General features: G+C 68.3%; 11 protein-coding genes. 9 read left to right on the top strand and 2 right to left on the bottom strand.

The window, feature by feature from the left end; translation table 11 throughout:
• The 8 genes from GA0115259_RS07250 to GA0115259_RS07215 all read left to right on the top strand — a co-directional run.
• Window positions 1–276, top strand: a 276-nt coding sequence (locus tag GA0115259_RS07250; protein ID WP_176732461.1) for an ethanolamine ammonia-lyase reactivating factor EutA, incomplete at its 5' end; no start/stop codon positions are given.
• Window positions 277–613: 337 nt separating this feature from the next.
• Complete coding sequence (locus GA0115259_RS07245) at window positions 614–1,720, top strand: ABC transporter substrate-binding protein (protein ID WP_093592553.1); 1,107 nt, start codon at window positions 614–616, stop codon at window positions 1,718–1,720.
• Window positions 1,721–1,760: 40 nt separating this feature from the next.
• Window positions 1,761–2,867: an ABC transporter substrate-binding protein gene (locus GA0115259_RS07240; protein WP_093592550.1), complete on the top strand. Its 1,107-nt coding sequence runs from the start codon at window positions 1,761–1,763 to the stop codon at window positions 2,865–2,867.
• Window positions 2,868–2,873: 6 nt separating this feature from the next.
• Window positions 2,874–4,673, top strand: coding sequence for an ABC transporter permease (locus GA0115259_RS07235; RefSeq protein ID WP_093592547.1), 1,800 nt, complete (start codon window positions 2,874–2,876; stop codon window positions 4,671–4,673).
• 24 nt (window positions 4,674–4,697) lie between these two features.
• Window positions 4,698–5,834: an ABC transporter ATP-binding protein gene (locus GA0115259_RS07230; RefSeq protein ID WP_093592544.1), complete on the top strand. Its 1,137-nt coding sequence runs from the start codon at window positions 4,698–4,700 to the stop codon at window positions 5,832–5,834.
• Between the two features lie 100 nt (window positions 5,835–5,934).
• Window positions 5,935–7,164, top strand: coding sequence for an MFS transporter (locus tag GA0115259_RS07225; RefSeq protein WP_093592540.1), 1,230 nt, complete (start codon window positions 5,935–5,937; stop codon window positions 7,162–7,164).
• A gap of 77 nt (window positions 7,165–7,241) precedes the next feature.
• Window positions 7,242–8,309 (top strand): cupin domain-containing protein, encoded by a 1,068-nt coding sequence (locus GA0115259_RS07220; RefSeq protein WP_093592537.1) that lies wholly within the window; start codon window positions 7,242–7,244, stop codon window positions 8,307–8,309.
• 16 nt (window positions 8,310–8,325) lie between these two features.
• Entirely contained in the window at window positions 8,326–9,225 is a 900-nt protein-coding gene (locus tag GA0115259_RS07215) for an AAA family ATPase (protein WP_093592534.1), read from the top strand.
• An 83-nt stretch (window positions 9,226–9,308) separates the two neighbouring features.
• Here GA0115259_RS07215 and GA0115259_RS07210 read toward each other — a convergent pair whose 3' ends face one another.
• Both GA0115259_RS07210 and GA0115259_RS07205 read right to left on the bottom strand, forming a co-directional pair.
• Window positions 9,309–10,310: a cupin domain-containing protein gene (locus GA0115259_RS07210; RefSeq protein ID WP_093592531.1), complete on the bottom strand. Its 1,002-nt coding sequence runs from the start codon at window positions 10,308–10,310 to the stop codon at window positions 9,309–9,311.
• 275 nt (window positions 10,311–10,585) lie between these two features.
• On the bottom strand, window positions 10,586–11,377 hold the full coding sequence (locus GA0115259_RS07205; RefSeq protein WP_093592528.1) for a FadR/GntR family transcriptional regulator: 792 nt from the start codon (window positions 11,375–11,377) through the stop codon (window positions 10,586–10,588).
• Window positions 11,378–11,478: 101 nt separating this feature from the next.
• Here GA0115259_RS07205 and GA0115259_RS07200 point away from each other — a divergent pair, with 101 nt between their 5' ends.
• Window positions 11,479–12,333, top strand: a complete 855-nt coding sequence (locus tag GA0115259_RS07200; protein ID WP_093592525.1) for a 3,4-dihydroxyphthalate decarboxylase — start codon at window positions 11,479–11,481, stop codon at window positions 12,331–12,333.
• Window positions 12,334–12,498 lie beyond the last annotated feature (165 nt).

The raw sequence follows: 12,498 nt of genomic DNA, 5'->3' as shown, positions 1-12,498 counted from the left end.
CGGCGGCTGCTGGCCTTCGCCCGCGGCCTGCGGGACGCCCTCGCGGACCGCACCGCACGCGGGAGGCCCGTGTATCTCGTGCTCGACGGCGATGTCGCCATGACGCTCGGCAGGCTGCTCCGGGACGAACTCGGCGTCTCCGGCGCGCTCCTCGTCATCGACGGGCTGCGGCTGAGGGACTTCGACTACATCGACATCGGGCGGCTGCGCCATCCGTCGAACACCGTGCCCGTCACGATCAAGTCACTGGTCTTCGGCGCGGATCCACGTGTCTGAAACCTCGGATCCGCACGTCCGAGACCGTGCGCCACCTGGGCCGGCCACGGGAATCCGGCCCTGTTCAGAGGCGCGGCAAGGGCCTTCGCACAAGTCTGCGATGTGTCCGAAAGTCAACGGTTCAATCTACCGACAATCCGTCGGTAACAATAAGGTAACACCGACGTCGCATGGTTAGACCATAAGACCGAACCTGGTGTTTCATGCAGGGACCCAAGCGGCAACGCTCGGACATCACCACCGTATGAACAGCCCGCCGTCCGGTCCCCTCCCTTACTGCCTGCGCCTCACCGCCCGCCGATGAGGGCCGCGACCGGCTTCGCCACAGGAGTGTGCGATGCGACATGGTGCTCTTACAGCCGGCCTTCTGGCCGCCGGACTGATCCTCACGGGTTGCGGTTCCTCTCCCACGACCCAGCCTCCCGGCGGCTCCGCCGGATCCACCGACCCCTACGCCGACTACGCCTCGCTGACCGGGAAAGCACGTACCGACCGACTGCTCGCCGATGCGAAGAGCGATGGCGCGCAGCTCGACCTGTACACCTCGAACACCGATATCCAGGACCTGGTCGACGGCTTCAAGAAGGCCTATCCCGGCATCAAGGTCAACGCCTTCCGGGCCAACTCCGAGACGGTCCTCCAGCGGATCTCCCAGGAGAACCAGGCCAACAAGCCGCAGAACGACGTGGTCGACACCAATGACCTCGAACTGCGCGCACTGGACAAGCAGGGCCTGCTCACGCCCTACACGGGACCGTCCGCGGCCGGTCTCAAGGACGCCGCGAAGGGACTCGGCGGCTGGACCGCGGAGCGCTTCAACGCGTTCGTCATCGGCTGGAACACCAATCTCGTCAAGGCGGGCCAGGAGCCGAAGAGCTTCTCCGACCTCGCCGATCCGAAGTGGAAGGGCAAGCTGTCCGTCGAGATCGGCGACTGGGACTGGTACGCGTCGATGCACACGTATCTCACCGAAGAGCAGGGCATGAGCCAATCCGATGCCGACGACCTCTTCAAAAGGATCGCCGCCAATGTAAAGGTGACCAAGGGCCACACGGTGCAGGGCGAACTGCTCAGCGCGGGACAGTTCGCCGTCGCCCTGTCCGTATACAGCCACACCGTCGACAAGGCCGCCAAAAAGGGCGCGCCCGTGGCATGGCGGCCCGTGGTGGAGCCAGTGATCCTGCGACCCAACGGAGTCGGCCTCATGTCCCGGCCCAGGCATCCCGCCGCAGCGCTGCTGTGGACCGACTGGGTGCTCAGCGACGGACAGAAGGCGATCGCCGAGTCCCTGCGTATCCCGGCGGCCTCCTCCGTCCCGGGCTTCAAGGACCCCATCCCGGCCGGCACCACCACCTACAGCCTCTCGAAGACCGCCGAGTTGGACGGCACCAAGTGGAGCGGCGACTACGACGCCCTGCTGCGTGGCGTTCCCAAGGCCGGCTGACCCACTCACCGTTTGCACCTCTCCACAGGAGCGCACCCGTATGAGGACCCGTAACTTGACCTTCTCCGTGTCCGGTCTGCTGGCCGCGACGCTCGTCGCGGGGTGCGGCGGCGTGCCGGGCTCCTCCAACAGTGACGCGGACGAGGTCTACGGCCGGCTGAAAGGGCTGGCCAGGACCGAGCAACGCGCGCAGGCGGAGGACCTGGCGGGCAAGGAGGGCAAGACCCTGTCCCTCTACACCTCGATGACCGCCGACATCGCGACTCCGATAGCCGAGGCCTTCGAGAAGAAGTACGGCATCCGTGTCAGTGTCTTCCGCGGCAACTCGGAGACCGTCCTCCAGCGGACACTCCAGGAGCAGGAGGCCGGCCGGCCCGGCGCCGATGTCATCGAGACCAACTTCGCGGAGATGGCCATCCTCGCCGGCAAGGGCCATCTCGCCGACTACAACGGCTCCGGACTCGACAAGGTCGAGTCCGCCGGGAAGTTCGACCACTGGACGGCCACCCGTTTCAATGTGTTCCAGCCCGCCTGGAACACCACGAAGATCAAGCCCGGTGACGAGCCCAGGAGCTGGGAGGACCTGGCCCTGCCCAAGTACAAGGGCCAGATCACCATGGAGATCAGCGACAGCGACTGGTACGAGAACGTCACCAAGTACTGGCTCGACCACGGAAAGTCACAGGCCGAGGTGGACTCCCTCTGGAAGGCGATCGCCGCCAACTCCAAGGTCGCCAAGGGTCACACCACGATGATGCAGTTCCTGACCGCGGGCCAGACCTCGATGGAGGCGATGAACTACACGTACATCACCGCCAGAGCCGCCAAGGACGGCGCGCCCGTGACCCATCTGCCCGCGAACGGAGTCTCCACCATTCCCGCCTTCGCCCGGCCCAACGGAGTCGGCATGATCAAGGGCGCCCAGCACCCGGCCGCCGCCTGGCTGTTCTACGACTGGCTGCTCACCGATGGCCAGAAGACCCTCGTGGACCTCGGCCTCACCCCGTCCACCGAGGTCCCGGGCGACAAGAGCATCGCCGGGCTCACCCTCGTACCGTTCGATGTCGAGGGCCTGACCAAGGACGACACCGTCTGGGACAAGAAGTACGACGCGCTGCTGCGCGGCGCCGACACGGTGGGGCGGTGACCGGCGATGGCACTGGCCTCCACCGCCACCACCTCGCAGGGCGGCGACCGCGGGAGATCCGGTACGGGCGTCTCTCCCGAGCCCACCGCTCCCGGCCGGCTCGCGGCGCTGCTGCGTCGGCTGCTCTCCTTCCAGGGGCTCCTGGTCGGCGGCGCCGTGGTGATCGTCGGCTATCTCGCCCTCGTACCACTGGGCTATCTCGTCCATGACACCTTCCTGAACAGCACCGGTACGGGAGTCTCCTTCGGCGCGTTCTCGCGCGCCTACGGAGGCAACTCGCAGGCCGGCTCGATGATGCTCAACTCGCTGGGCTTCGCGCTGGGTTCCGCGGCGCTCGCCCTGGTGCTCGGTACGGTGCTGGCCTATATCCAGGTGCGTACGGACACTCCCTTCAAGGGCCTGTTCTTCGCGGCCTCGCTGGTGCCGCTGATCGTGCCCGGCATCCTCTACGCGACCTCGTGGATCTTCCTCGGCGATCCGTCCAGCGGTGTCATCAACACACTCATCTTCAAACCGCTGTTCGGCGCCTCACCGGTGAACATATTCAGTGTGTGGGGCATGATCTGGGTGCAGGGACTGCACCTGGCTCCCGTCACCTTTCTGCTCATGGTCGCCGCCTTCCGGGCGATGGATCCCTCGCTGGAGGAGTCCGCGGCCATGTCGGGGGCCCGGCGCAGCACCGTACTGCGGCGGATCACCGTCCCGCTGCTGCGCCCGGCGATGATCTCGGCCGCGCTGCTGATGTTCGTGCAGTCGCTGGAGAGCTTCGAGGTGCCCGGCCTGCTGGGCCTGCAGAACGGCATCTACGTCTTCACCAGCCGGATCTACTTCGTGCTGCGTGCCTATCCGATCGACTACGGCGCCGCGGGCGCCCTGGCCATCGGACTGCTGCTCATCGCGGCGGCCGGCGTGCTGCTCTCCGGCTGGCTCCAGCGCTCCTCGCGCAACTTCCAGACGGTGACCGGCAAGGCCTTCCGGCCGCGGCCGGTGGATCTCGGGCGGGCCCGGCCGTGGGTCGGCGCCGGAGTGATCGTGTACTTCCTGGTCACGGTCGTCCTGCCGGTGGCGGTCCTCGTCTACGCGTCCCTGCTGAAGTACTACGCGGCGCCCTCGCGCAAGACACTCAGCACGATGTCGCTGGAGAACTACAACGAAGTCCTGCACATGCCGCTCGCCTTCACCGCGCTGAAGAACTCGCTCATCGTCGGTGTCGGCGCGGCCACGGCCGTCATGCTCCTCACCTCGATCGTCTCCTGGGTGGTGCTGCGGACCAAGGCTCCGGGACGGCGGATGCTGGATCTGCTCGCCTTCACTCCCATCGTGATCCCGGGACTCGTCCTCGGTCTGGCGCTCTCCTTCGTCTATCTGCGGATGCCGCTGCCGATCTACGGCACGCTGCTGATCCTGCTGGTGTCCTACTGCACGCGCTATCTGCCGTACGGGATGCGCTACTCCTCCTCGGCGATGGCCCAGATGTCGCCGGAGCTGGAGGAGTCGGCGGCGGTCTCGGGCGCCTCGTGGTTCCAGACCTTCCGTCGTGTGCTGCTGCCGCTGATGAGCAGCGGCATCCTGGCCGGCTGGGTCTACATCCTCGTCGTCTCGTTCCGTGAACTGTCGAGCACGATCCTGCTCTACAGCCCCGGCAAGGAAGTGCTGTCGGTCCTGATCTGGGAGCAGTTCGAGAACGGCCAGTTCACCACGCTCGCCGCCCTCGGCGTCTGCATGGTCCTGATCCTCGTTCTGCTCGTCTCCATCGCCTACCGCCTGGGAGCCCGCTTCGGGCTCCAGGGCGACTCGTCGAACTAGCACCTGCCCGAAGGGACACCAGGGATGCTGACTGTCGAATCCCTCGCCAAGAGCTATGAATCGTCCGCGGGCGCGGCGCGCCGCCGCAAGTCCGCCGACAGCACGCGTGTCTTCGCCGTCGACGGGGTTGACTTCGACGTCCGCGACGGTGAGCTGTTCACCCTGCTCGGCCCGTCCGGCTGCGGGAAGACCACCACACTGCGCTCCATCGCGGGCCTGGAGCAGCCGACGGCCGGCCGGGTCTGCCTCGGTGACCGGGTGCTGTTCGACGCCACGAAGGGCGTCAATCTCCGGGCCAACCGGCGCGGCTTCGGCATGGTCTTCCAGTCGTACGCGATCTGGCCGCACATGTCGGTCTTCAAGAACGTCTCGTTCCCGCTGGATGTGATGCCCCGGGCCAAGCGCCCGGGACGCAAGGAGATCGAGGAGCGCGTCCATCAGGTGCTCGATGTGATCGAGCTGGGCGCGTACGCGTCACGGCCCGCCACCAAGCTCTCCGGCGGCCAGCAGCAGCGTCTCGCGCTCGCCCGCGCGCTGGTCACCCAGCCGGAGCTGATGCTGCTCGACGAGCCGCTCTCCAATCTGGACGCCAAGCTGCGCGAGAGCATGCGCTTCGAGCTCAAGCGGCTCCAGCGGGAGCTGAACCTCACCGCGATCTATGTGACACACGACCAGTCCGAGGCGCTGGTGATGTCCAACCGGATAGCCGTGATGAACGAGGGCCGTATCGAGCAGATCGGCAAGCCGCGCGAGATCTACACCAAGCCGGCCACCCGGTTCGTCGCCGAGTTCATCGGCACGTCCAACTTCATCGAGGCCAGGGTGGTGTCGGTGACGGGCGACGAGGTGGCCGTCGAGACCACACAGGGACGGCTGATCGCCCGGGAGTGTCCGAGGACGCCCGCCGTCGGGGACTCGGTCCTTCTCTCCATCCGCCCGGAGTCCATCGACGTCTCCACCACACCGCGCGGCGATGTGCCCAACGAGTGGTCCGGGAAGGTCCGTACGCGTGCCTTCCTCGGTGACGCCATCGACCACATCACCGGAGTCGGGGATCTGGAGATCCGCAGCCGCTCCAACCCCACGGTGTCGATCCCGCCCGGCACCGAGGTGCATCTCACCGTCGCGCCGGACAAGGTCACGCTCGTCCCCGTCGACTGAGACGTCCTGGGCGCCGGTGGCCGGTCCCGGCGCCCAGGACCGCCCACCGGGCCGGCCGTCCGCACCGGCCACCAGGACAGAGAAAGGCCCTTGCTTCCGTATGGCGATACCCGAGGTGCTGCGCAATCGCGACTTCACCCTTTACTGGGGCGGCGTGATCCTGTCCCAGATCGGGACACGGGGAGCCGTCGCCGCCAATCTCTACCAGGTCTACCAACTCACCGGTTCCACCGCGCAGGTGGGACTCGTCGGCCTCGCGCAGGCCGTCGCCCTGCTGGTGCTGTCGCCGCTCGGCGGGATCTACGCGGACCGGCTCGACCGGCGGCGGCTGTTGCAGGTGACCCAGTGTCTGGCCCTGCTCGTCGCGGCCGGTCTCGCCGTCGTCACACTGGCCGACGCCGCCACCGTCTGGACCGTCGTCGTCTCCTCGCTGCTGGCGACGGCGGCGGCGACCTTCGACCAGCCGGCCCGCCAGGCGCTCATCCCCGCGATGGTGCCCAAGGACCGGCTCGTCGACGCCTTCGCGCTGCTCAATCCCTCGCGCGAGCTGGCGGTGCTCACCGGCCCGGCACTCGCCGGTCTGCTCATCGCGGCCGGCGGGCCCGGCGCGGTCTATGTCTTCGACGCCGTCACCTACGGTGTGCTCGTCGTCGTTCTGGCGGTGCTGCGGGTTCCGCCACTGGCCGTGGACGAGGAGCGGCGGTCGCTGCTGGCGAGCCTGCGCGAGGGCGTCGGCCACATCGGCCGCAGGCCCGTGGTCTGGCAGTTGATGGGCCTGGATCTGGCCGCCACCGTGTTCGGCGCGTACCGGGTGCTGCTGCCCGCGTTCGCCGAGGACGTGCTGCATGTCGGGGCCACCGGTTACGGTCTGCTCTCCGCCGCGCCCTCGGCGGGAGCCCTGATCGGCTCCGTATGGGTCTTCAGACTGGTCCGTACGGCGCGGTCGGGCCATCTCGTGCTGTGGGGCACGGCCGCGTACGGGCTCGCCGTGGTGGGGCTCGCGCAGTCACGGGTGTTCCCGGTGGCGATCGTCATGGCCCTCGCGCTCGGCGCCGCGGACGCGCTCGCGACCACCGTCCGGCACGCGGCCGTACAGGTCGAGACACCGGACACACTGCGCGGACGGGTCTCCGCCATCTACCAGATGTGTTCCCGGGGCGGTCCGGCGATCGGGGACACGGTGATCGGCGCGCTCGCGGGTGTGACCGGTCCCGTGCTCGCGCTCACACTCGGAGGTCTGGTCCCGGCCGCCGTGTCCGGACTGAGCGCCGCCCGCAGCCGTACGGTCCGCGACTACAGCGTACGGAAGGCACGGCCCGCCACCACCTGACCCGCCCCGAGGCCCATGGCACACGGCGAGCCTCTCCATTCACACCGACAACCGCCCACCCATCGCAGGGAGGCAGTATGAGTACGCACACCACCACCGAAGTCACCCATTACCACGTGCAGAAACGCCGACGCGCCCAGTTCATCGAGGAGTGGCGGGCCAACCATCGCACCGTCGTCGCACATGAGGACGTCGAGATGCACACCACCTCGCGGGGCAGCCGTGTCGGTGTGTATGTGGGCGCCGACGGCGACCGGCCCACCCGCACCATGGACGCCCTCGCCCATGAGATGGACCCGGGAACGACGACCACTGCACACCGTCACTCATGGGACGCCATGGTGTTCGTGGTGGCCGGGCGGGGCTGGTCCGAGATCGACGGGCAGCGCGTCGAATGGGGACCGGGCGACTCGCTGCACTTCCCGGCGTGGGCCTGGCACCGCAGCGGCAACTCCGGTGACACCACGGCGCGTTATCTGACGTTCTCCAGCGAACCGCTCCTGGAGACCATGGGAATGGCTCTCATCGAGGACGCGGGAGACACGCCCTGTTCGGAGCTCCCGCCGCGCCCGCCGTTCTCCGAGGGACGCGACGGAGCCGACCCGTACGCCGCGCGGCTGCGCCGTCTCGCCCGTGACCAGCAGGCCCGTCGCTCCGGCCGGCTGCACACGAGCTGGGACGAACTCGAACTGCGCAACACTCCGCGCGGCACCCGGACCACCTTCCTGCTCGACCGCGCGATCGGCTACCAGGCCTCGGGCATCACCATGGCCATGTTCGAGATCGGTCCGGGCCGGGCCCAGTCGATGCACCGTCATCCGGGCGAGGCCTGGCTGTATGTGGTGGAGGGCTCGGGCGAGAGCTATCTGGGCACCGAGCCCGAGGGCGGTCAGCGGCACCCGTGGAAGAAGGGCGATCTCATCGTCGTCGACCACTTCCTGTGGCACCAGCACATCAACACCGATCCGTCGCGCACGGCGAAGGTCGTCCGTATCCATATGTTCGACAGTCTGCTGGAGACGATGCGGGCGCTGTGCGATCCGCTGGTGCTCTTCGAGGAGCCGCCGGACCATATCCGCGACGCGCAGGCCGGTGACCCGTCGACCATCGAGTGGCCGGAGCTCCAGCGGCCCACCTGGCCATGAGCGGAAGGCGGACACCGTGATCGCGGCACTGCCCCATGGTGTGGCGGGAATCCACGCGCTGCCCGCCGGCCATCACGACGGACCGTGGGACGCGGTGATCACCGACCCACGGATCAAGGAACGGCTGCTCGCGACCGCTGTCCTCGTGCTCCGGCACGGGGCGCGGCTCGCGGGCTCCGCCGTGGCCCCGCACGGTCTCGTGGTGCTCGCGGGACCGCCTGGCACCGGCAAGACGACGCTGGCCCAAGGGCTCGCGCAGGCCGCCGCGCGGACACTCGCGCCGCACGGCGCGACCACACTGGTCGAGGTCGATCCGCATGCCTTTCCCAGCGAGATGCTGGGCGAGAGCCAGCGCTCGGTCTCCCGGCTCTTCCGCGAGACACTGCCCGAACTGGCCGCGCGCCGTCCGCACACACTGGTCCTGGTGGACGAGGTGGAGGCGCTGGCCGTACGCAGACAGGCGGCCTCGTTCGACACCAATCCGGTCGATGTCCACCGGGCGACGGACGCCGTGCTCAGCGGTCTGGACGCGCTGCGGGCCGAACGTCCCGGCACGCTGCTGGTGGTCACGACGAACTTCGCCGAGGCGGTCGACGAGGCCTTTCTCTCCCGCGCCGACCTCGTCGTACGGACCGCCCTGCCGGACGAGTCGGTGATTCCGCTCATCGTGGCCGACTCGCTGCGTGAACTGGCCGCCCAGTGGCCCGCGTTGCGTCCGCTGGCCGAGGACACCTCGCTGCACCGGCGCATGGGCAAGCTGCTCACCGGTCTGGACGGGCGGCGGATACGCAAGACGGTGCACGGTGCGCTCGCCCTGCGGCTGGAGACGGCGCGCGAGCCGTCGCTGCTCGGTGCCGACGATCTGATCGCCGCGGCGGAGGAGAGCGCGGCGGACGGTTCCTCGGCCGGAGCATAGAACTTGCAACGGCCCGAACAGAAACGGAGGAGGCCGCGTCCCCGCCGGGGACGCGGCCTTGTCCGTTGTGCTGTGTCCGGCGGTCAGCGCTTGGTGTACTCGGGCGCGTCTTCCAGGAAGTGGACATTGTCGTAACCGAGGTGCTTGAACACTCGGTTCTGCGCGGAGAGAACACGTAGCGGTGTGCCGTCGGCCGCGAAGAGCTGGCAGATGTGGTTCTGCGGCACATAGAGGGTGTCGCCCTGGGTGATCTCGTACCGCGTGGGCTCCAGAGCGACCCGGGCGTAGTACTTCTCGGCGATCTCGGCCTCGACCTCCCACTGAAGGGCGTAGCCGCCGCCTTCGAGGACATAGAGGACCTCGTCGGCCATCTTCCAGTACTTGCCCGAGCGGCTGCCGGCGGCGATGTCGAGTTCGAAGGCGTCGATGGAGAAGATCCGGGCGTCGGCGCGCTCCGGGGAGGACATCACACGGACGCGGCCGAGCGGAGTGTTCTCCCACTTGGTGTCCGACACACTGATGACCTTCTTGCGGTCCAGAACGCCCGGCGTCCACACGGAGGACCACTCCTCACGGGGCCCGAACTCGGCCTCGCGCTTGACCGGACCGCTGCGGCCCTGCTGCCACAGGCCCATGAACATCCAGGTGCTCTTGGCCTTGACGACCAGCGCGGTAGCCGTCTCGTCGTACGGGTTGAAGTGACGGTGGACGGAGTCGGTGTGGACGAAGACGAGATCGTCCTTGGCCCAGTCGTAGCGCTGGTCGTCATGGATCTCGTAACCGCGTCCGCGCAGGATGTAGAAGGCCGCCTCGTTCTGGTGGCCGTGTCCGTGGTTGCTGGACTCCGGCGGCAGTTCCACGAAGTGGACCTGGATCGTCTGGGTGAGGAAGTCCTCGTCACCGGGGCCGACCCGCCACCAGGTACGGGACTGCTCGCTGTCGCCGGAGTGGCCGACCTTGGCGTCGTCGACGACCACGGAGTCGTCACGTACGCGGTCCACCGCGAGCTGCCGCTGACGGAAATCGTCCAGACCGTAGGTCTCGGACGTCAGGCCGCGGACGAAGACGCGCCCTTTCTTGCCCATGGGTCCTCCTGTGCTGTGCAGGCATGTGTGTGACGCAGTAGGTCAGTATCAGTGGTCTAACCATAATACCTGCGAGGGTCGCTGGTAACCCCTGGGACGGCATGGCGCCGGAACGGCCCGGCCCTCCCGGAAACAGCACGGCGCCCCATGACGGAGAGCCGTCATGGGGCGCCGGTCCGGCTCATCGGCCGGTGGAGTCACGGACTGAGTGGACTGCGGGAGTGGACTGCGGGAAAGGAAGAGACGCGTGGGACGACCGGTGTCACCCGGTGGTGTCACCCTTCGGCGTGCTCCTCCTTGACCCGGGACGCCGTCCGCTGGAGATGGGCGTTCATGGTCGCCGTCGCGGCATCGAGATCACGCGCGGCGACAGCCTCCACGAAGTCCCGGTGCTCCTTGGAGCCGAGCAGGCCCATCTGCGGTTCGACCGTCTGCGCCTGCCGGAGGCTCATCAGCAGCGGACCGTGGAAGGACTCCACCAGCATCTTGATCGCCGCGTTGTGCGTACAGGCCGCGACCCGGGTGTGGAAGTCCGCGGACAGCTCCATGGTGTACTCGCCGCGCTCCAGCGCCTCGGCGTGCTCGTCGCACATCACCCGCAGCGCGTCCAGATCCTCCTGCGTGGCCCGCTCGACGATCAGCGGGACGATGCCCAGCTCCACGACGAGCCGCGCCTCGGTGACCTCGGCGGCGGTCAGCGGCGACAGGGAGAGCAGAGTCGCGAGGCCCTCGCCCACCTGACGTGCGTCCGGTGTGGTGACAAAGGCACCGCCCCGGGCGCCGACCCGGATCTCCACGAGTCCGCTCGCCTCAAGGATGCGCAGCGCCTCGCGTACGGTCACACGGCTGACACCGAAGTGCACACACAGCTCGCGCTCACTGGGCAGCCGGTCACCAGGTTTCAGACGCTCTTCCTTCAGCAGAAGCCGGATCTGATCGACGATGACCTGGGAGACACGGCTGGAGGAAACGGTTTTGAACAGCTCTTCGGGCACGGGAAGTCGCCCGGCGGGCGTGTCGCCACCGGTCTTGACTGCCGGAGGCTGGCTCCTGGGTCGGGTTGGCATGCGCACAGTGTCCCATGGCCGACCGCTCGATTGACGGCTCTCCGAGCAATGGTTTAAGGTCATACCAAAATACCATCTCAATTTCTCCGGGAGAGCGCCCGATGACCGAGCGCAGGGCGGCGGACCGGCCCCGGCCATGGGAAACGGCTCCCAGTGAGCTGACGCCGGTCGAGTACGAAGCACTGCGCGAGCGCCTCGCCATCGCGTGCCGTGTGCTGGCCGTCACTGGTCTGGTCGAGCACATCCTCGGCCATGTCAGCGCGCGCGTGGGAGCCGGGACCTTGCTGGTACGGGGACGTGGCCCTCGCGAACGAGGGCTGGCCTTCACCGTCGTGGACGACATCCAGGAGGTCGGCCTCGACGGCCGCAGGACCGGCGCCCAAGGCCGGAGCCACCACGCCGAGGACGTGAGCACCGACGGCTGGGCGGCGCCGAACGAACTGCCCATCCACACCGAGATCCTGCGCGCCCGGCCCGATGTCACCGCGGTCGTGCACGCGCATCCGCCCGCGGTCGTCGCCGTATCGGCCGCCGGACTCCCCTGGCTCCCGCTCATCGGCTCGTACGACATCCCCGCCGCGCGCCTGGCGCACGACGGCATACCCGTCTGGCCGCGCTCGGCACTGATCCGCCGCCGTGACCTGGCCGAACAGATGGCCGGCGCGCTCGGCGACCGACCCGTGGTGGTGCTCAAGGGACACGGTCTGGTCGCCGTCGGCGGCGGGGATCCCGCCGAGGCCGTCGCCACCGCCGTCACCCGCGCGCTGGCGGTGGATTCGCTGGCGCGGATCACCCTCGCGGTGGCCGGCACCGGTGCACCACTGCGGCCGGTGAGTGACGAGGACCTGGCCGAACTGCCCGATCTGGGCACCTCGTTCAATGTCGCGGCGATGTGGCGCCATCTGGAGGCCCGTGCCGCGAGTGAGGGCCTCCAGATGGCGCCGCCGTTGCGCTGACACGCGACGGCCCGTGCTCACATCCGTACCGAAGACGTCGTCAGGGCATCATGCGGTGATGGGTGTGGTCTGGGTGCAGTTCTTCCATTCGACCCAGGGACGCGCGCCGCCGCTCTGCGGGCCGGTGGCGTAGGTGGGATCGCCGGTGATGGTCTGTTCCTTGTG

The sequence above is a fragment of the Streptomyces sp. MnatMP-M17 genome (assembly GCF_900091995.1).
Taxonomy (GTDB): Bacteria; Actinomycetota; Actinomycetes; order Streptomycetales; family Streptomycetaceae; genus Streptomyces.
Note: the sequence above shows the minus strand (reverse complement) of the source record. Positions and strands in the feature narration are given on the sequence as shown.